The sequence below is a fragment of the Thermostichus sp. MS-CIW-26 genome (assembly GCF_054059115.1).
Map to the genome: position 1 here is coordinate 1 of NZ_JBSSBV010000005.1, position 20,432 is coordinate 20,432.

The 20,432-nt window shown below is 59.9% G+C and carries 14 protein-coding genes; 8 read left to right on the top strand and 6 right to left on the bottom strand.

Features of this window, described 5'->3' with window-relative positions; translation table 11 throughout:
• Nucleotides 1-207: 207 nt before the first annotated feature.
• The gene (gene tyrS, locus ACVWZU_RS03050) at nt 208-1,449 is read right to left on the bottom strand and encodes a tyrosine--tRNA ligase (protein WP_457443313.1); all 1,242 of its coding nucleotides are present in this window, start codon (nt 1,447-1,449) and stop codon (nt 208-210) included.
• A gap of 210 nt (nt 1,450-1,659) precedes the next feature.
• Between tyrS and ACVWZU_RS03055 the strand changes: the two genes are divergently transcribed.
• From ACVWZU_RS03055 to ACVWZU_RS03065, 3 genes are all read left to right on the top strand, one after another.
• On the top strand, nt 1,660-3,648 hold the full coding sequence (locus ACVWZU_RS03055; RefSeq protein ID WP_457443315.1) for a transglycosylase domain-containing protein: 1,989 nt from the start codon (nt 1,660-1,662) through the stop codon (nt 3,646-3,648).
• Nucleotides 3,645-4,025: a hypothetical protein gene (locus tag ACVWZU_RS03060; RefSeq protein ID WP_457443317.1), complete on the top strand. Its 381-nt coding sequence runs from the start codon at nt 3,645-3,647 to the stop codon at nt 4,023-4,025. Before ACVWZU_RS03055 ends, ACVWZU_RS03060 begins: the two co-directional genes overlap by 4 nt.
• A gap of 263 nt (nt 4,026-4,288) precedes the next feature.
• The gene (locus ACVWZU_RS03065; protein WP_457443319.1) at nt 4,289-4,888 is read left to right on the top strand and encodes a superoxide dismutase; all 600 of its coding nucleotides are present in this window, start codon (nt 4,289-4,291) and stop codon (nt 4,886-4,888) included.
• A gap of 97 nt (nt 4,889-4,985) precedes the next feature.
• Here the strand turns inward: ACVWZU_RS03065 and ACVWZU_RS03070 are convergent, their stop codons facing one another.
• Complete coding sequence (locus ACVWZU_RS03070; protein WP_457443321.1) at nt 4,986-6,629, bottom strand: protein kinase domain-containing protein; 1,644 nt, start codon at nt 6,627-6,629, stop codon at nt 4,986-4,988.
• Between the two features lie 276 nt (nt 6,630-6,905).
• Here ACVWZU_RS03070 and ACVWZU_RS03075 point away from each other — a divergent pair, with 276 nt between their 5' ends.
• The gene (locus ACVWZU_RS03075; protein ID WP_457443323.1) at nt 6,906-8,984 is read left to right on the top strand and encodes a cation:proton antiporter domain-containing protein; all 2,079 of its coding nucleotides are present in this window, start codon (nt 6,906-6,908) and stop codon (nt 8,982-8,984) included.
• A gap of 179 nt (nt 8,985-9,163) precedes the next feature.
• Complete coding sequence (gene glyS, locus ACVWZU_RS03080; RefSeq protein ID WP_457443325.1) at nt 9,164-11,380, top strand: glycine--tRNA ligase subunit beta; 2,217 nt, start codon at nt 9,164-9,166, stop codon at nt 11,378-11,380.
• A gap of 308 nt (nt 11,381-11,688) precedes the next feature.
• Here the strand turns inward: glyS and ACVWZU_RS03085 are convergent, their stop codons facing one another.
• From ACVWZU_RS03085 to ACVWZU_RS03095, 3 genes are all read right to left on the bottom strand, one after another.
• On the bottom strand, nt 11,689-12,612 hold the full coding sequence (locus tag ACVWZU_RS03085; RefSeq protein ID WP_457443327.1) for a fructosamine kinase family protein: 924 nt from the start codon (nt 12,610-12,612) through the stop codon (nt 11,689-11,691).
• A gap of 161 nt (nt 12,613-12,773) precedes the next feature.
• Complete coding sequence (locus ACVWZU_RS03090) at nt 12,774-13,070, bottom strand: IS630 transposase-related protein (protein WP_457443329.1); 297 nt, start codon at nt 13,068-13,070, stop codon at nt 12,774-12,776.
• 198 nt (nt 13,071-13,268) lie between these two features.
• Entirely contained in the window at nt 13,269-14,561 is a 1,293-nt protein-coding gene (locus tag ACVWZU_RS03095; protein WP_457443331.1) for a D-alanyl-D-alanine carboxypeptidase, read from the bottom strand.
• 629 nt (nt 14,562-15,190) lie between these two features.
• Between ACVWZU_RS03095 and ACVWZU_RS03100 the strand changes: the two genes are divergently transcribed.
• From ACVWZU_RS03100 to ACVWZU_RS03110, 3 genes are all read left to right on the top strand, one after another.
• Complete coding sequence (locus ACVWZU_RS03100) at nt 15,191-15,694, top strand: MarR family winged helix-turn-helix transcriptional regulator (protein ID WP_457443390.1); 504 nt, start codon at nt 15,191-15,193, stop codon at nt 15,692-15,694.
• A 38-nt stretch (nt 15,695-15,732) separates the two neighbouring features.
• Nucleotides 15,733-17,055: a dihydroorotase gene (locus ACVWZU_RS03105; protein WP_414331633.1), complete on the top strand. Its 1,323-nt coding sequence runs from the start codon at nt 15,733-15,735 to the stop codon at nt 17,053-17,055.
• A 269-nt stretch (nt 17,056-17,324) separates the two neighbouring features.
• On the top strand, nt 17,325-17,726 hold the full coding sequence (locus ACVWZU_RS03110) for a SaoD/DsrE family protein (protein ID WP_457385289.1): 402 nt from the start codon (nt 17,325-17,327) through the stop codon (nt 17,724-17,726).
• Nucleotides 17,727-17,741: 15 nt separating this feature from the next.
• Here ACVWZU_RS03110 and clpB read toward each other — a convergent pair whose 3' ends face one another.
• Nucleotides 17,742-20,384: an ATP-dependent chaperone ClpB gene (gene clpB / locus ACVWZU_RS03115; RefSeq protein ID WP_457443333.1), complete on the bottom strand. Its 2,643-nt coding sequence runs from the start codon at nt 20,382-20,384 to the stop codon at nt 17,742-17,744.
• Nucleotides 20,385-20,432 lie beyond the last annotated feature (48 nt).

Genomic DNA, 20,432 nt, shown 5'->3' on the forward strand with positions numbered 1-20,432 from the left:
CGGGCCTGTTTTGTTCTCTGGTAGAGCAGAGCAGGCTCAGGGCTACTGAAAGCCCGCTCCGTAACGCTTTAGCGGTCGGAGTCGGGTAGTTTACCTTCTCCTCTGTCCGATCCCCCAGCCAAGACCAGGCAGAAAAAAACCGGACTCGGCTTCAAGCCTGCCCGTTGATGGATCCCCTCACCCCTTTCCCACAGGGAGAGGGGAAGACTAATCTGCGCCTTTCACTAGCCGACGAAAGGCCTTTTTGCCCACCTGCAAAATCCGCCCGGCCAGCTCCGAGGCATGGGCAAACTCCAGGTCGGGATCCTCCACCTTTTGCCCATCCAGCCGCACGGCGCCCCCTTGAATCTGCCGACGGGCCTCGGCGGCACTCTTGCACAGGCCACACTCACGCAGGATGTAGCTGAGTTTAACAGGGTAAGACAACCCATCGATGGCAAAGGTGGGGATGGATCCCGTTTCGGCAAGAATACCGTCTAGCACCAGGGCTTGGGCGGTGCGCTGGGCCTCTTCTGCCGCTGCAGGGGAGTGAAACTGGGCCACTAGGGTCTTGGCTAGGAGGATCTGCCGCTGGCGGGGATCCTGCGGCAGCTCGGCAAGGGGCACTGAGGTGAGCAACTCAAAGTAGCGCTCCACCAGGTGATCCGGCACCTTCTCCAGCTTGGAGTACATGGTGAGGGGATCCTCAGTCAGCCCCACGTAGTTGTTTTTGGACTTGGACATTTTCTGGTACCCGTCCAACCCCTCCAAAAGCGGCACCGTCACGCAGAACTGCGGCGCTTGGCCCTTCCAGATTTGCAGATCTCGCCCAGTGAGCAGGTTAAAGCGCTGGTCGGTTCCCCCCAGTTCTACGTCGGCTGCCAGAGCCACCGAGTCGTAGCCCTGCAGGAGGGGATAGAGAAATTCGTGCAAGTATACCGGCGTCCCGGCTTGGTAGCGCTGGGCAAAGTCTTCTTTGGCCAGCATCTGCCCCACCGTCATCTGGGCCTGGAGTTCGATCAGCTCACTGAGAGTCAGGTGGGCCAGCCACTCGCTGTTGCGGCGCACCTCCAGCCGGCCAGGGGTCTCAAAATCCAAGATCTTGCCGGCCTGCTCCAAATAGGTGCGGGCGTTTTCCTCCACTTCTGCTGGGGTGAGGCGGGGACGGGCCTGCGATTGGCCAGTGGGATCCCCGACCAGCGCCGTGAAGTCCCCGATGAGCAAAATAGCCACATGGCCCGCATCCTGGAACTGGCGCAACTTGCGCAACACCACTGAATGGCCCAGGTGTAGATCCGGTCGGGTGGGATCGATGCCCAGCTTCACCCGCAAGGGACGATTTGTTGTGGCCAGGCACTCCGCCAGGGCAGCAGGCCCTCCCGGAAAGATCTCGGCCACCCCCCGCTCAACAATTTGGGCTATCAACGGATCCCGGTACGCTGGCGAAACTGAGGCTGACGATATACTCAAAGCCTGATCCTCCGGCTGAACCCATGAGCCATTTTAAGCCCACGCAAATTAAGCCCACGCAAAAGATGGTCGGCTCTCAACTCGCTCCACCTAGCCCGGTTGGAGTTGTCGATGGGTGAGGTTGGCCATCCTGCTGCCCCAATAGACGCCGCCCTATAATGGGTCTGGCTTGTTGTTGCTTTGCAACACGGACGTGACAGGGTTTTTGACGTGACCTACGGTCGCAGACCATTGGCCCGCCGGGCGAGAAAGCCGGGGTTGGAGCGTGTCTCCAATTCCCCTTTTTCCGGATCGGGGTTTGACGAGCACGCCGACTATGCCCCACCCGCCCGCCCCTCCCGGATCGCCCAGGTTGCCGGTGCAGTAGGCAATCTGTTGCTGGGATCCCTGCTCTTGGGATCCACGGCAACGGCTGCCGGATTGGTGGGGCTGGCCATTAGCTTCCGCAACTTGCCGGACGTGCATCAATTGCGGGATTACGTGCCCATTGCCACCACCCACATTGTCGATATTCGGGGCGAGCCCATTGCCAGCCTACATGGGGAGGCCAACCGGGAAGTGATCTCCCTTGAACAGGTCTCGCCGGAGATGAAAAAGGCCTTGCTGGCCATTGAAGACAGCCACTTTTACACCCATCCAGGCATTAATCCGGTCAGCTTGGGCCGGGCGATCCTAGGCAGTGTGGAGGGGGGTATAGGCTCGGCGGGGGGGGGATCCACCCTGACAATGCAGTTGGTCAAGAACCTGTTTTTGAGGCCGGAGCGTACCCTCAGCCGTAAAGTCGCCGAGATCGTGTTGGCGGTGCGCCTAGAACAGGTCTTCAGCAAAGACGAGATCCTGGAGATGTACCTCAACCAGGTGTACTGGGGGCACAATCTCTACGGCATCCAGGCGGCGGCCCGCAGCTACTTCAACAAGGATGCGTCTGAACTGAACTTGGCTGAAGCGGCGATGTTGGCTGGGATCCTGCCGGCCCCGGAAACCCTCAGCCCCTTTCGCAACCTGGAGGGAGCCAAACGGCGGCAACACCTGGTGCTGGATCGTCTGGTGGAGCTGAAGTGGATTACCCCCGAGGAAGCCCAGGCGGCGCGGGAGCAAAAGCTGACCTTAGGCCGCATTACCTCCTTTCAAAGTAACGCCCCAGCAGTTACCGACGCCATTGAGGCGGAGCTGCGGCGCCGCTATGGGGAACAAGCTCTAATGCAAGGAGGTCTGCGGGTTCAGTCCACCATCGATCTGCGTCTGCAGCGCCTTGCCCAGCGCATTGTCAATGAAGATGGCCCCCGCATTGGGGCAGCTCGTCGTGCCGATCAAATGGCTTTGGCGGCAGTGGATCCCCGTACCGGCTATGTGAAGGCCATTGTGGGCGGGATCAACGCTCAGCGGGGCCAATTTAACCGCGCCACCCAGGCGTTTCGCCAAACGGGATCCACCTTTAAGCCCTATGTGTACTACGCGGCTCTGGCCAGCGGGCGCTATTCACCCGGCAGCATCTTGGAAGATACCCCCGTCACCTATCCCGGCTCGCCGCCCTACAGCCCGAAAAACTACGACAACACCTTTTATGGCTCCCTCACCTTTGCTCGGGCTTTGGAGCTCTCCCGCAACGTGCCCACGGTCAAGTTGGCCGATGATGTCGGGATCCGCAACGTCATTGCAGCGGCTCAGGCCACCGGTATTACTGCCGAGATGTTCCCCAACTTGGCCACAGCTTTGGGCTCGGCCAGCATCAGCCCCCTGGAGATGGCGGCTAGCTATGCGGTCTTTGCCAACGGCGGATATCGGGTGGAGCCGACCCTCTTGGCCCAGGTGGTGGATCGCAACGGCCAAATCCTCTTCGAGGCCAGGCCTCAGCCGCAGCGGGTTTTGGATCCCTGGGCGGTGGCTACGCTCAACCAAATCCTCAAAGGGGTAGTGACCCAAGGCACCGGGACGGCGGCTCGTTTGGATGACGGGCGACCTGTAGCCGGCAAAACCGGCACCACCTCCGATTTCCGCGACGCTTGGTTCATCGGCTATGTGCCGCAACTGTCTACCGCCATTTGGATTGGCAACGACAACAACTCCCCCATGCTGCCCGGCACCGCCGGCGGGGCCTTTGTTGCCCCCACCTGGAAGCGCTTTATGACTGAGGCTCTGCAAGGGATCCCACCTCAGGATTTCCCCAGCCCGCATCAATTTCCCCCTCCCCGACCATGAGCTACAGCGAGGAGCGGCTGGCGCGCATCGAGCGCACGGTGGAGGCCAATGCCCAGGCCATCGCCCAACTGGCCCGGCAAAACCAAGAGCTGATGCAAACCATTGCCGGCACTGAGGAACGCATTGCCAGGGCCGAGGAGCGCATTGCCAGAGCCGAGGAGCGCATTGCCAGAGCCGAGGAGCGCATTGCTGGCGCCGAAGAACGTCTGGAGGCCGAGGTCAAACGCTGGGACGAGCGGTTTTTCCAGCTCAGCCGCGATACCCTCAACTTCACCCGCAATGTAGTGACCATCGCCGCCATCACGGCTGTTTTGATCCCCCTGCTCAGGGATGTCGCTCCCCTGCTGATCGAGCTGTTGCGGGAGGGATCCCGTTAGCCCTCTGTAGCTGGGACATCTCGCTTTTCCAACCGCTGGCCAACAAGTGGTTATCGGCAATTGCGCTGAGACAGCCGCGATTCCACCTCTCTGGGGTCGAGCAGGGTTCCAACCGGAATCGAGGTGTCCAAGGGATCCCAGCGCGTACTGATTCTGAGTTACACTAAGACTGCAAAGAAAGGTAACGCCTTTTTCTGGTTCTCCTGACCCTTCACCGCGTTCTTTCTTGCATTCCTTGCACAAGACACAGAGGACAGACGATTATGGCTTTTGAACTCCCGGCTCTGCCCTATCCTGCCGACGCGCTGAAGCCCTACATGTCGGCAGAAACCTTCTCCTACCACCACGGCAAGCACCACGCAGCCTACGTAGCCAACCTGAACAAGCTCATCGAGGGCACCAATCTGGCCAACAAGTCTCTGGAGGAGATCATCAAAGCCACCTTTGGGGATCCCAACAAAGCGGGTATCTTCAACAATGCTGCCCAAGTTTGGAATCACACCTTTTTCTGGGAATCCATGAAGCCAGGCGGGGGAGGTGCGCCTACCGGGCCTATTGCCGACAAGATCAACGCCGACTTTGGCGGCTATGACAAGTTTGCAGAAGCCTTCAAGACGGCAGCCGCCACCCAATTTGGCAGCGGTTGGGCCTGGCTGGTGCTGGACAACGGCACCCTGAAGGTCACCAAAACCCCCAATGCCGAAAACCCCCTGGTTTACGGCCAAACGCCCCTGCTCACTTTGGATGTGTGGGAGCACGCCTACTACCTGGATTACCAAAACCGGCGGCCTGACTTCATCAGCGCCTACCTGGAGCACCTGGTGAACTGGGATGCCGCCAATGCCCGGCTGGCTGCCGCCTGACTCCACCTGTTCTGGGATCCCTTGACGGGGGATCCCATCGAAGACTAGCCCTATGTCTCTGTTTGCGAAGGGATCCTTGGGGATCCCTTTTTTGCCTCTAGTCTCTTCCCAGGCGTTCCCGCTCCTCGCGCAACCGCTCCAGAAAGCCAGGGGTGGGAGGTTGGGTTGGAGGGGCTGCAAGGGGAGCAGAAGTTGGAGCAACCCGGTTCATCTGGGGGAACAGGGGTTGGTTGATGGGCGGCGGGGGGAGAGGTTTGGCCGGGACAGGGGCTGGAGAAGGTGGAGCAGCGGGCGTGGGCACGGCAACCGGTCGGGGCGGCGGCGCAGCAGGCACTGGAGTGGGAGGGGACACCTGCCGAGTTGGAGCGGGGGGCTGAGGGGTAGAGGACACTGCCTCTGGAGTTGCCTCCGGCCTGGGTGTGGGCTCGCTTGCGGACTCACCCATTCCCGGATCGGGGGCAGGATCATCCTCAAACACCGGTTTGCCCTCCGGATCCCGCGGCAGCCAGTCCAGCAGAGGTTCAGGAGTGGCTGAGGGATCCCGCTCAGGGTGCTCTGCACCGCCGACTGGAAGGGGGCGTTCGGGGGCAGCAGGCGGTCTTTCGCTGCCTGGGCCCGGATCCAACAGCAGACGCAGGCCCCAGAAGGTGCTCCCCGCAATGACAACAAAAAGGGCTATCCCAGCCCAGAGGGGAAACGGCTTGGCCTCGGGCTCTGCCTGGGTACTGAGCAGGTGTGTGCCCGACTGCCCTGTATCCACCGCCGCCAGGGTGCGCTCGGAGAAGATGGGTGCGGTTGGGGGGGGCGCGAGGGAAGAGCTGGCAGCGCTCTGGGAGTGCAGGGATCCCTCCAATTGGGCGCTGAGAACCTTCATATCTTGGGGCCGCTGGTCGGGATCTTTGGCCAGACAGGAGAGCACCACCTGTTCCAGCTCCAGCGGAATCTCATAGGGCAAATTCGAGCGATCGAAGGGCTGAGGCTGTTGGTAATTGTGGGCCTCGTACCAGCCGGGGAAAGAATCGCTCTTGGGTCGCAGAGGTTGTTGCCCGGTCAACATGCGGTAGAGCACCACGCCAAACGAGTAGATATCCGAGCGGGCATCCAAGGCTTCCCCGCGCAGCTGTTCGGGAGAGGCGTAGCGCACCGTACCCAAAAAGCCGGTGGTCTGGGTGCCAAGGGCAAGGGAAACGTCGCTGAGGAGCTTGGCAATGCCGAAATCCAAGATTTTGACGGTTTCCCCCAGGGTTTCATCTTTTAGGACGAAGAGGTTGCTGGGTTTGATGTCGCGATGGATCACCCCCTTGATGAGATGGCCATCCTGCTCAGTCTCCAGGTTGTGGGCGTAATAGAGACCGGCGCATACTTGGCGGGCCATCCTCACCACCTGTTGAGGCGGCAGCACCGGCTGCTTGAGCATTAGCTCCCCCAAACTGCGCCCCGTCAGGTATTCCATCACCAGGTAAGGTTGGTCGTTCTCTAGGCCATAGTCCAATACCTTGACAATGGCAGGGTGCTCCCCCAGCAGCGTGCTGATGCGAATTTCCTGCTGAAAACGTTTGTGCAACTGGCGTCGGGTGTTGTCATCGCCTGCTAAGTTTTGGTGCAACAGCTTGACCGCCACCGGACGGTTGAACAGGCGCGTATCGACAGCCTTGAACACCCGCCCCATGCCACCTGCTGCAATGCTGTGAACCAGTTGATAGCGCTGGCCGATCACTTTTCCAGGAGCAAGCTGGTTCATGGGCAGCCCAAGAGCATGTACCCTCTGATTCTAATGCGTGTTTCTCGGGGGTTTCTCCCGCCTTTCTCTGGGCACTACTGCCAAGCTGTTTTCACTGCTTAATGTGTCTTAATGTGTCTGATGTACTTACTTTTGAATACTTATTAAACGCCCTGCCAGTAATTGAAGGCCGGACAAAGTCTGTGGGGCATCGAGAGCTACTTGGATCTGGAGGGATCTGATAGACTCATGCGGGCGCTTTGCCGGGTCTGTTCATTAGCTGTCTGTCGGGTATTTATGCTGGCTCACTGGCTGCAAATTTCGGGGATCCCTCTAGCCATGATTGGCCCTGTTGAGAATCCGGTGCTGGTGTTTTTGATCATCCTGACCATCATGCTGGTGGCTCCCTTGCTGTTTGAGCGGCTGCGCCTGCCGGGGATCATCGGGTTAATCTTGGCTGGGCTGGTGGTGGGGCCCTACGGCTTGGGCATCTTGCGGCGGGACGAGACCATCATCCTGCTGGGCACGGTGGGGCTGTTGTTTCTCATGTTCATGGCGGGGCTGGAGACCAGTCTGGAAGATTTGAAGCTCAATGCCGGGAAGGCCACCATCTTCGGGGCGCTCACCTTTCTGTTGCCCATGCTCATTGGCACAGTAGCGATGTTGGCCATTGGGTATGGCTTTCTGGCGGCGGTGCTGGTGGCCTCTTGTTTTGCCTCTCACACCCTGATCGGTCTGCCCATCATCTCGAAGCTGGGGTTGATGCGCCTGCAGACGGTGACGGCAACTTTGGGGGCCACCCTTATCACGAATGTCCTGGCTTTGTTGGTGCTGGCGGTGGTGGTGCGCGCCCACCAAGGGGAGCTGTCGCTGCGCTTTTGGCTGACGTTGATCCCTTCCATTGCCCTCTACACGTTTGCCACCCTGTGGGGGGTGCCTAAGCTGGGCAGTTGGTTCTTTCAACGCTTTGGTCACGACGAGGGAGCAGAGTTTACTTTCGTGATCGCCACTTTGTTTGTGGTGGCCTACGGAGCGGGGTTGATCGGCATTGAGCCGGTGGTGGGAGCCTTTCTGGCCGGGACGGCCATTACCCCCATCATCCCCCAGCTCAGCCCCCTGATGAACCGGATCCAGTTTATCGGCAACACCCTGTTTGTGCCTTTTTTCTTGATCTCGGTGGGGATGCTGATCAATCCCGGCATTCTCTTGGGAGAGCCGCGCTCGCTGCTGGTGGGAGGGGTGATGATCGCAGCGGAGGTGGTGAGCAAGTTTCTGGCCGCTTGGATCCCGGCCCAACTGTTTGGCTGGCGCTTTGCCAGCACGATGATCATGTTCGGTTTGTCGATGGCTCAGGCGGCGGCTACCCTGGCGGCGATCACGGTGGCTTTTCAGGTGGAGTTGGTGGATGAGCTGACGGTGAACGGCACCATTGCCATGATCCTGGTGACCTGTGTTGCCTCGCCTTGGATTGTGGCCCGCTGGGGAGAGCAAATGCAGCCCACCGAAGTGGCGGCAGAGTCCACTGAATTGCCCAAGCCAGATTGGGGAGCTCGCGTCTTGGTGCCGGTGGCCAACCCGGATACCGAAAGCAACCTGCTGCAGTTGGCTTTGATTTTGGCCAAAAAAGATGGGGGAACGCTGCTGCCGCTGCATGTTTTGTCTGACCGCGCCGGGATCTCGCCGGCAGCCCTGGCTCGGCAAGAGCAGTTGTTGACCTTTGCAGAAGCTCTGGCCCACAGCGCCGTGACCCGAGTGGAGCCGATTCGGCGGGTGGATGACTCGGTGGAAAAAGGGATCATTCGCTCGGCGGCGGAACGGCAGGCGACCTTGGTGATCCTGGGCTGGAAGGGCTACTCCACCTATGCGGAGAACTTTTTCGGCAGCATCATTGACGCGGTGGTGCGGCAGGTGGGGATCCCAGTGTTGATCACGCGGTTTCCGGTACCCATCGAGACGGCGCGCCGCATCCTCTTGGTTGCACCGGAGCTGGAGGTCTCTCCCGGATCCCTGCAGCAGACCCTTGGGCTGGCGCAGACGCTGGCCGGCGAATTGAAAGCGGGTTTGCAGATCCTGCTGGTGCAAACCCGACCTGGGCGGGAACGCTCCCCAGCCTTGCCGGCAGAAAGCTATGCCCACTTGCCGGTTCAGCGGGTGCAGGGGGGGGTGGTGGCGGAAGTCTTTAAAGCGCTGCAGCCGGGAGATGTGTTGGTGTTGATTCCCAGTGAAACCGGCAACCGGTCGCGCCTGGGCCGAGAGCCGGAGACCATCGCCCGCAACCGACCCAGCCTTCCCATCATCGTGGCGCATTTGCCGCGGGATTCAGCTCATCCCTTGCGCCAAGGAGATGGGGTTCTGGCGGCCGCAGAGCCCACTTGACAGGGATGGCATTGGGGTGTTGTCTGGCGGACTGGAGCTCTTGTCTCAACGACGCCCCGGCTCCCCTGGTAAACTGGGATACCCCAGGTTCGGAGCAGTCGTGAGCCAGAAGGGAGGCCCAGAGCCATAGACTATGTTGATTGAGGAAGTGGGGATAGTGCCCTGCGGAGCACAGGAGTATGGTTGCCTATTTGCTAGAAGTCGGCTGTGAAGAGCTCCCAGCCAGTTTTGTGGATTCGGCTCTGGAGCAGTGGCGAACCGGGATCCCGGCCTCTTTGGCGGAGGCCCATTTGCAAGCGGAGCAGATGCAGCTTTTCGGTACGCCGCGCCGCCTGGCGGTTCTGTTGCAGGGGTTGCCCACCCAGCAGCCGGATCGCACTTTGGAGGTGAAGGGGCCGCCGGTTCAGGTCGCCTACCAAGATGGCCAGCTCACCCCTGCCGGGGAAAAATTTGCCCAAAAACAAGGGGTGGATCCCGGCAGCCTGGAAATCCGGCAAGTGGGCAAGGGATCCTTTGTGTTTGCGGTGCAGCGGGTGCGGGGCCGACCAACAGCAGCTGTGCTCCAGGAACTGGCACCCGCCTGGATTACCAACTTGAGTGGTGAACGGCTGATGCGCTGGGCCTGCGGGGATCTGAAGTTTCCGCGCCCCATCCGCTGGCTGGTCTCCCTTTGGGATGATCAGGTGCTGCCTTTGCTGCTGCCGACCCACGAGGACAATTCCATGCCGGGCTTGGTGGCGGGGCGGGTGAGCCGGGGGCACCGCGTTTTGGGATCCCAGCAGGTTGTCCTGGAGCGGGCCGAGAGCTACGTTCAGCAAATGCAAGAGGCGGGGGTCAGCCCCGATCCAACAGCGCGAGAGGCATACATTCAGGCTGAGGTGACCAAGCTGGCCAGGCAAGTGAATGGGGAAGCCCAGATCCCTGCTCCTTTGCTGCGGGAGGTGGTGCACTTGGTGGAGTGGCCGACGGCGGTTTTGGGGCGCTTTGAGCCAGAGTTTTTGCGCTTGCCCCCTGCGGTGATCGAGACGGTGATGATCACTCACCAGCGCTACTTCCCAGTACGGGATGGCCGGGATCCCAGAAAATTGCTGCCCTATTTCATCACCATCTCCAACGGCGACCCCCGGCAATCGGAGCGGATCGGGGCAGGCAACAGCCGTGTGGTGCGGGCGCGCCTGGCGGATGCCCGCTTTTTCTACGAGGAGGATCGGCGGATCCCCTTGGCGCAGCGGGTGGAACGCCTGCAGGCGGTTACTTTTGCCGAAGGGCTGGGCTCCATGCGGGACAAGGTGGAGCGCATCCGCCACATCAGCCGCCTCATTGCCGCTGCCCTGAACTTGGATCCCCAGGAGCAGGCGCTGGTGGATCGCACGGCTTACCTGTGCAAGGCGGATCTGGTTACCCAAATGGTGTACGAGTTCCCGGAGCTGCAGGGGATCATGGGGGCCGACTACGCTCGGCAGGATGGGGAACCGGAGGCGGTGGCCGAGGGGATTGAGCAACACTACTGGCCTTTGGGAGCGGGGGACGCTTTGCCCAATTCCTTGACCGGGCGGGTGGTGGGCTGGGCAGATCGCCTGGATACCTTGGTGGGCATGTTTCACTTGGGGCGGATCCCCACCGGCTCCTCGGATCGCTTTGCCCTGCGGCGGGCCGCCAACAGCCTGGTGCTGGTTGCCTGGGATGCCGGCTGGACTTTTGACTTTAACTCCCTGTTGCAGAGTGTGGTGCAGGACTATGCCGTTCGCGCTGGCGGGCCGCAGGCCTTGGGAGATGTCCACACCTTGCGAGCCTTGCAGGAGTTTTTGGCCCAACGGATACAGACCCTTTTGCAGGAGGAAAAACGGATTGATTACGACTTGGTCAGGGCTGTGGTGGGGGATCCCGAGTCGGTCAAAGCGGAGGATCCCCAGAAGGCCGAGCTCACCATGCGGGCCCTGGGCAACCTGCCCTTGACTTTGCTGCGGGCGGAGTACCTGCAACACCTGCGGGCCACCGGGGAATTGGCGGATCTCTATCCCACCCTCAATCGCTGCGCCCGCCTGGCAGCCCAAGGGGACTTGGACTACGCCGTGGTGGATCCGGCAGCCGCCGTGGATCCCGGTCAGTTGCAGGAGGCGGCAGAAAGGGAGTTGTACGAGGCTTGCCAGAAGGTCTATCGCCTGGGGGTGGAGCCAGCCCTTCAGGGAGACTTTGTCCCCTTGGTGGAAGCTCTGCAAGCAGCAGCCCCTCAGGTAGCTCAGTTTTTTGAAGCCGTTTTGGTGATGGATCCGGATCCTGTGCGACGGGCCAACCGGCTTAATTTGCTGGGAGTATTGCGCAACCAGTCGCGCCTGTTGGGGGACATGGGGGCTGTGGTCATGGCAGGGGAATCCTCGCCGGAGAAGACCCCCTAGCCGTTTCAGATCAGTTTACTTCGAGACAGATCCCCCTCACCCCCAGCTTCTCTCCCAGAGGGAGCTACCCCCCAAGGACTCTGTCCCACTGGCGCGAACGGCTTGGGAATGGACATATCGTCATTTCCACTCAAACTCAGAACACTGTGCCCACACCTAAACCGTTGGTCGCGTCTTCGCGTCAGCGTTGCGGAACAATAGCGTTGCGGAGCAATAATGCAGGGGGTTAGAAGGTTTTTCAAGGACTCCGTCCCGCTGGCGCGATCAGTAGCCCAGGCGTCTCATCTTAACCTGAACAACCATACGATTTATCCAAGAAATTGCAAACACTGCTGCAAAGCCCGCTGCACCGAGCCTAGGTAGCCCTCTCCAAACAGGTTGAGATGGTTGAGCCAGTGGTAGAGCTGGTAGAGGGGCTTGCGGTGGGGATACCCCTCGTCCAAGGGGTAGGCCTGCTGATAAGCCCGATAGAACTCGGCTGGAAAGCCCCCAAACAATTCTGTCATCGCCAGATCCGTCTCTCGATCCCCGTAGTAGGTGGCCGGATCGAAAATCACCGGGGATCCATCGGCCAAGGCCCCGTAGTTGCCGCCCCACAGATCTCCATGCAACAGAGCGGGTTCTGGCCTGTAGTCCTGAAAAAAGGCTTCCAGCTCCGCCATTACCCGTTCGGCTTGGGCCACCCACGTGCCGCGATACCCCTGTTGGCAAGCCAATTTCACCTGGTAGAGCAGCCGCTGTTCCCGATAAAAATCCGGCCAATTCTGCCGCCAACTGTTGATCTGAGGCGTAGAGCCGATGGTGTTGTCGCGCTCCCAACCGTAGCTGCCGTTGGGGGATAGGGTGCGGTGCAACTGGGCCAACTGGGATCCCAATAAACCCGCAGTCTGCGGACGGGGCGAGGTTAGCTCCAGGTATTCCAGCACCAAGTAGGCCTGCTCTCCTACGGATCCCCAGATGATGGGCTGGGGCACGCGAATGGCCTGGGCAGCCGCTAGGGTTTGCAAGCCCGCAGCTTCCGCTGCAAACATCTCCAGCGCCCTTTCTCCCCCACGGGCCAATTTGACGAAGTAGTCTTTTACCCCTTCTGCAAGAGGGCTTTGGGAAGCGCAGGAAAACCGATAGGTGGCGTTGATGCTGCCTCCGCCCACAGAACGATACTGTAGGGGCCGTAAGGGATCCCCTGTTGCTTCTGAAAGGTGCTGGGCGATGGTCTGCCAAAGAGTTTGCATCAGCAGCAAAAGTCAATTGTCGGAGAAAAACAGGTACTTATGGTCATTTCGGGTAGTCATTTCAGGTTAGGGTGAGACGCCTGAGCCATTGCCTGGGCCATTGAGAAAAGCCCTATGGCCCCGTGCATTCAAAGTTTTAGGTGTGGGCGCAGTCTCCTGGTTTAATTGAAATGACCATAACTCTTTTTTTGTGCTACTTTCACCTTCTCATTCTCAAGAGCACAGTCAATAGCGCGAGGACCCCGTCCCGCTGGCAGGACGGGTTGGACGCCAGACCGGGCTCTATCCTTCAGTCGAGCTTCTGGGTACTGGTCTCCGTCTTGCTGCAGGGCAGCCGAGTCTATCTTGCGCTTGCGGGTCTTGACTTTTGTCGGCCTCAGGTCTTCTCGGTTCAGCCAGCGATAAACTGTTGCACGACTAACCTTGTTCATCCGTGCAACTGCTCCCTTCCTGGACATACCCTATGACTCTCTCTCAGGTCTAAGCTTCCTCCTGAGGTCTACCTCCATGCCTTCTTAGCTGCAGGGCCGTCTCATTCTTAAATGAATTGACCCTGTTCCTAACCTGTGGGGCTCTGGGGTCTTGAGCTTCCGCCTCCTATGGGGAAAGTGGGGGGGAGAGCTGTATCTCAAATTAAGTTCGAATTGAGGTCAGCATTAGCGGCGGAGAGGCTCAGAAATGGCCACCACATCCTGCAGAAACTGATCCTGTTGCTGGCGCAAAATGCCCAGGTCAGGACCTTGGTTGAGCAGGATAAAGCGGGTGCCATCCGGCAATTGCCCCATCATCATCAGCCGATCCGCAGCGGATCCCACCTGAGCAGCCGTGCCTGGGGGCAAGGTGCGCGCCCGCAGGGTGCTGTGGCCAGTGCCCGCTCTGGGCAAGATCCGAGTCGGATCCCCATCTGTGAAATCTACCAGGTGTTCCCAGAGATGAGCTAGGGCGCGGGGGGAAAGGTACAGCGCTCGCCCTCTTTGCCCCAGGCGAATGTCTTGCTCGGCGGGGGCCATTTGGGAATCCAGGCGGGAAATGGGCTGAGCCACCAACCGCTGCCGCAGGTACTCCAGCAGGGCTGTTTCGCCCCCCAGTTCCGCCAACAGGGCTTCTGCCATGGCTCGGTCGTTGCTGCCATTGAGGATCTGCAACAGGGATCCCAGCCGTAGCGAGGTGTAGCTGGCCAGGCAGTGGGCGTCCGCGGGGAGGGCTGTTAGGACTGACACCGAGCCGCGAATGGCAACCGGATGGGGTTGTTGAGTATTGCTGAGGAGTTCTGCCAAACGCTGAGCGCCGCCCAAAGGATCGGGTTGGCCCAGCAAACGGAAGGGGGGCAACACCTTCACATCCCCGTCGATCTGGCGAATGTTGAGGCTATGCAAATGGCGGGCCAGCTCTGCCACATTCGCTTCCGTGAAATAGGGATCCCCGCCACCCACCAGGATCAAATCTCCCGTCAAGCGATGGCCCAACCGATGGCCTGTGGTGTAGAAGCGGGTCTCAAAGCGATGCTCGTAACCCCAAGTCTCCAGGGCCATCAAGCTGATGGCCAACTGATCCAAGGCTCCCACCGGCAAAGGTCGATCCAGCCCATGCTCCGCCAACAGCTCCCCTTCCGGCGTCCAGAGCAGGATCCCCTGTTGAGAGAGCGCTCCCCCTTGGGCCGCCAATCCTTGCAAAAAGCCGGACAAGACCGAAGCGTAAGGAGAATCTTCCCACTGCGGCGATTGGGCGCGGGGCCACCAAGGGGGAAGGCCTGGAGTCCCACTTGGGGAAGGCAGCGGCGGCGGTGGAGTGGGGATGGGGGGGAAGGGATTCTGAGTCAATGTGGGAGACTCGACTTCAGCACCTGTGGGGTTGCTCCAGCAGGCCCCCAAGGCCAAAGCACCAGCTAACGGGATCCCTGCCCAGAGGAGACGACGATGGGGGCGCAACCCCTGTGGGATAAGCGGCATGATGACCTCACAAAGACACTTGCAAAGGACAACGGGCTGGCAAAAGACTTGACGCTACTCTAGTGCCATCCGAACTGCCTTGGCAAATCTCTGTGCCAGCCTTTTCCAGCGTTATCGACTCCGGCCAAGGCAAGCCCATCTTTTGCTTGTCAGGGATCCCAGTCGGCTGTGACGTAAACTACCCGACACCAACCGCTAGGCGGTACGGAGCGGGCTTTTAGTAGCCCTGCAGTTAGCAAGCCAAGCACGAGCCTCTGGGGTGGTTTACAGCACCCCCAATCGACCGTTACCAGTGCCTTAAACAACCGTTTCTGGTGTCCGCAGTATTATTATAGCATTCCTCCCGACACCGACCCTACGGGTACAGTGCGGGGCTCCTGCAATTTCTAGCTGATGGGTAGCCAAAAAATGTTGTATGGCCTGATGGATATCTTTATGGATATCTTTTGCAACTGTAATGGCCGCAGATCGTCTGTTGGCTGTGCAAGGGCTAGGCCGTACTGCAGATCACACAACCTTCTCGGCAAACCGTAAGCTCCTTCTCTCCTTCTCCTCAGTAAAAGATAAAATAGGGCGATTTAGATTCCGAGCATTCCAGGCCGCCGATGGGAAACAGTCAAACCGGGGAGATGGTTCAATCGGAAAAGCAGGCTTTCCTGGAACGGTGGCATGACATTCTCGCCCCCAACTCCCTGGGCTACCGCATTCGGCTGTTGTCTCAATTGGTGCGGCGGAAGTTGCAGTCTCATTTGGAGCCTTTTGGCCTGACCATCTCCCATTGGGTGGTGCTCTGCTGCCTTTGGGAAGAAGACGGGATCCCTACTTCCACTATTTGTGAGCGCTTGCAGCAGTTGGGGGGCACCATGACCGGGGTGTTGGATGGCATGGAAAAACGGGAGCTGATCCGGCGGCAGCGAGATCCTGAGGATCGGCGGATTTGGCGGGTCTACCTCACACCTGCAGGGGAGGAGCTGAAAGACGTTTTACCCCCTCTGATTTGGCAGTTGCGGGAGCAAACCTACGGCTGTCTCAGCCCAGAAGAACAGGCAACCCTCTCGCGGTTGGTGGATCGGCTGATCGCCCATCTGTTAGTGGATCCAGATGCGGCTGTGCTGGCGGAGCCAAGTCAATAGTCTTTATCTTGAGAGCGCCTTTGGGGGAGGGCGGAGCTTTGTCTGGAGATTTGCTGATCCGAAATGCTGAGCTGCTGGTGCCGGAAGGGGATCCCTGGCGGGGGGATGTGCTGGTGCGGGAGGGGCGCATTGCCCAAATCGGCCAAAACCTCTCGCCAGAAGGGGTGGCCAAGGTCATCGACGCCGAGGGCCATACCTTGATGCCGGGGGTGATCGATCCGCAAGTTCACTTCCGCGAGCCGGGCCGAGAGCACAAAGAAGACCTGCAGACGGGATCCTGGGCCTGTGCCCGGGGCGGGGTGACCAGCTTTTTGGAGATGCCCAACACCGACCCGCTGACGATTGACCAAGCGACGCTGGATGACAAGTTGGCCCGTGCAGGCAGCAAGTGTGTGGTCAATTACGGCTTTTTCATCGGGGCCACTGCCGATAACTTAGAAGAGTTGCAAACGGTGCAGGGAGCCTGTGGCATCAAAATCTTCATGGGATCCATGCATGGGCCCCTGTTGGTGGATGATCAGGCGGCGCTGGAGCGGATTTTCGGGGAAACGGATCCCAACTTTTTAATTGCCGTCCATGCCGAAGATCTGTCTCGCATCAAAGCCCGTAAGGCCCTGTTTGCCGGACGCACAGATGTAGCCGTTCACTCGCAAATTCAGGACGAGGAATCGGCCCTGATCGCCTCACGGCGGGCTTTGGACTTGGCCACCCGCTACCGCCATCGGCTGCACATTTTGCACCTCTCCACCGGCCTAGAGGTGGAACTGCTGCGCCAGCACAAGCCGGCCTGGGTGACGGCAGAAGTGACCCCTCAGCACCTGCTGCTCAGCACCGCCGATTACGCCCGGCTGGGATCCCTGGCCCAGATGAACCCCCCCCTGCGGGATCCCCCCAATTCGGAGCAACTGTGGCAGGGGCTGCAGGACGGGATCCTGGATTGCATTGCCACTGACCATGCCCCCCATACTCTGGAAGAAAAGGCTCAGCCCTACCCCCACTCCCCCTCGGGTATGCCGGGAGTAGAGACGGCCTTGCCCCTGATGCTGACTGCAGCGCAGCAGGGCCGCTGCACGCTGGCGCAGGTGGTGCAGTGGATGTGTGAGGCGCCGGCCCGCCTCTACCGGATCCCCAACAAAGGGCGGCTGCAGGTGGGCTACGACGCCGACCTGGTGCTGGTGGATCGCCACACACCCAAACCGGTGCGGCGGGAAGAGCTGCTGACCAAATGCGGCTGGAGTCCCTTCGAGGGCTGGGAATTGGTGGGCTGGCCCCTAGTCACGATCGTGGGCGGACAGATTGCCTTTCAAAACGGCCAGGTGGATCCCTCGGTGCGGGGAAAGGCTCTTCAGTTTCAGCGCTAGCCAGGGATCCCTGCTATCCCGCAAGGGCTTCCGATAGCAGCAGGACAGAAGTGGCGCAGTAGCCTATCCTAGCTTCCCTCTCCCTTTGTGGGAGAGAAGCCAGGCCTGAGGGCGGGATGGCGCAAAAGCCTCAGGAACGGTCTCAGGCTGGTTTGCCGATCACCACACACCTCGGCCTGCTGGGTCCGGCAACTCTGGCCCAGAAACTCGTGTTACTCTGAAAATGATAATTACTGATAATCAAAATTGAAAACAGCAAGGAGGGCCTCATGAAAGTTGCCTACGTGTTCACTCACCCTCGCTGCGGCACCTATAAGTTGGGCCAGATGATCCTGCCCCAGCTAGAAGCAGGGGTGCATGGAGCGCAGGTGGTGGGCATGTTCTTTTTCGACGACAACTGCTTTGTTTTGCGGCAGGGGGATCCCATCGGCGAGCGCCTAGCCAAGATTGCCGAAGCGCAAAACATTTTTCTGATGATGTGCGACATGTGCGCCCTGGAGCGCAACCTGGCGGAAGGGGAACCCAAGTGGTGCGACGCCCAGGGACGTGGGTGCAAGGAGCCGGGCTACTGCGTTCCTAAAAACGTGGTCAAAGGCGTGCAGGTGGGCTGTTTCCCTGACCTCTACGAGGCCTTGAAAGACAACCCACCTGACCAAGTGATTACGCTTTGACGGAAGGACCCCGACTTAGCTGACGGCCACAGCCGCCGGCGGCTCTTGGCTGGGCTGAGAGCCGATCTTGCGGAAGATCAACCGCTCGTTGGCTACATCCACCAAAATGCGGTCGCCGGGTAGGAACTCGTTTTCCAGCAGCTTGGTGGCAATGGGATTTTCGATCTCCCGCTGGATCACCCGCTTCAGGGGACGGGCCCCGAACACGGGGTCGTAGCCCACCTCTGCCAGGTAGTCCTTGGCTTCTTCGGTGAGCAGGATCTCGATTTGCTGATCTGCCAGCAGCTTTTCCACCCGCTGCATTTGCAGGCCGACAATCTGGCGAATTTGCTCTTTGGTGAGGGCGTGGAAGATGATCAGCTCGTCCACCCGGTTGAGGAACTCCGGTCGGAAGTGGTGCCGCAGCATGGCCAGCACCTGAGTTTTCATCTCCTCGTAGCGGCTTTCATCGGCCCCAATTTCCAGGATGAGATCGCTGCCGATGTTGCTGGTCATGATGATGATGGTGTTTTTGAAGTCCACTGTCCGCCCTTGGGAGTCGGTGATGCGGCCATCGTCCAGCACCTGCAGCAGGATGTTGAAGACATCCGGGTGGGCTTTTTCCACCTCGTCAAACAGCACCACCGAGTAGGGGCGTCGCCGCACCGCCTCGGAGAGCTGCCCGCCTTCTTCGTAGCCCACGTAGCCTGGAGGAGCTCCGATTAGACGAGAGACCGAGTGCTTCTCCATGTACTCGGACATGTCGATGCGCACCATCGCCTCGGAAGTGTCGAAGAGGAACTCCGCCAAGGCACGGGCCAGCTCGGTTTTCCCCACGCCAGTGGGCCCCATGAACAGGAAAGAGCCGATGGGGCGATTGGGATCCTTCATGCCGGCCCGGGCGCGCCGAATGGCTGCCGCTACGGCGGCTACCGCCTCGTCTTGGCCCACCACCCGCTGGTGCAAATGGGCTTCCAGGCGCAGCAGCTTCTGCTTTTCCGACTCCATCAGGCTGGTGACTGGGATCCCCGTCCAGCGGGAGACGATCTCGGCAATATCTTCGGGAGTCACTTGCTCCCGCAGCAGCGGCTCGCCGTTGGCCTGCAGCTTGGCCAGGTGAGCCTCCTGCTCTTGGATTTGCCGCTCCAATTCCATCAGCTTGCCGTACTTGAGCTCGGCAGCGCGGTTGAGGTCATATTTTTGTTCAGCCTGTTCGATTTGAAGCTTGACGGCGTCCCGCTCGGCTTTAAGGCTTTGCAGGCGTTCGATAGCCTCTTTTTCAAATTGCCAGCGAGCATTCAACTCCCGTTGTCGCTCCGTCAGGTTGGCCAGCTCCTGCTCAATTTTGCTGAGGCGATCTCTAGAGGCAGCATCATCTTCTTTTTTCAGGGAGAGCTCCTCCATCTGCAGTTGCATGATGCGCCGGTCGATCTCGTCCAGCTCGACGGGCTTGGAGGTGATCTCCATCTTCAGCTTGGCCGCCGCCTCGTCCACCAGGTCGATGGCTTTGTCGGGCAGGAAGCGCTCGGAGATGTAGCGGTTGGAGAGCACCGCTGCCGCCACCAAGGCGGAGTCGCTGATTTTGACCCCATGGTGCAGCTCGTAGCGCTCTTTGAGGCCGCGCAGGATGGAGATGGTATCTTCCACCGAAGGCTGATCCACGTACACCGGCTGAAAGCGGCGTTCTAGGGCCGCATCTTTTTCGATGTGCTTGCGGTATTCATCCAGGGTGGTGGCGCCGATACAGCGCAACTCGCCCCGCGCCAGCATGGGTTTGAGCAAGTTGCCGGCATCCATGGCCCCTTCGCCGGCCCCGGCGCCGACAACGGTGTGCAACTCGTCGATGAAGAGGATGATCTGGCCTTCGGATTCAGTGACCTCTTTGAGCACAGCTTTGAGGCGGTCTTCAAATTCCCCGCGGTACTTGGCCCCGGCAATGAGAGCGCCCATGTCCAGAGCAATGACTCGCCGGTTTTTCAGAGACTCCGGCACATCTCCCCGGTTGATGCGCTGGGCTAGGCCCTCCACAATGGCTGTTTTCCCCACGCCGGGTTCGCCGATGAGGACGGGGTTGTTTTTGGTGCGGCGGGAGAGCACCTGAATGACGCGGCGGATCTCGTCATCTCGCCCGATCACCGGGTCCAGCTTCCCTTCGCGGGCCGCCTGGGTGAGATCGCGGCCATAGCGCTCCAGGGCTTCGTAGCGGGATTCGGGGTTTTTGTCGGTGACCCGCTGTTTGCCTCGCACCTCTTTGATGACCGGTTTGAGGCGCTCTACCGTCAGGCCCAGGGGTGCCAAGACCCGCTTGCCCACCCGCTCATCTTGCAGGGATCCCAAAAACAAGTGCTCCACCGAGATGAAATCATCGCCGTACTCTTTGCGAAACTCCTCGGCCCGATCCAGGGTGGTTTCCAGGCCGCGACCCAAGTAGAGCTGATCCACCCGCGCCAACTTGGGCTGCTGGTTGATGAAGCTTTCCACTTTATCCCGCACCAGCTTTGGATCGATACCTGCCCGTTGCAGGAGGGTTTGGGTGAGCCCCCCCTCTTGATCCAGAAGGGAGATCAGCAAATGCTCGGTTTCCAACTGTTGCTGCTGGTGCCGCCGGGCCACATCTTGGGATTGGACAATGGCGCTCCAAGCTTTTTCGGTAAATTGGTTGGGATTGGTGGGCTGCATAGGAGTTCGGCAGAGCTTTGCTACTCAGTATAGGAAGGCAATACAGAC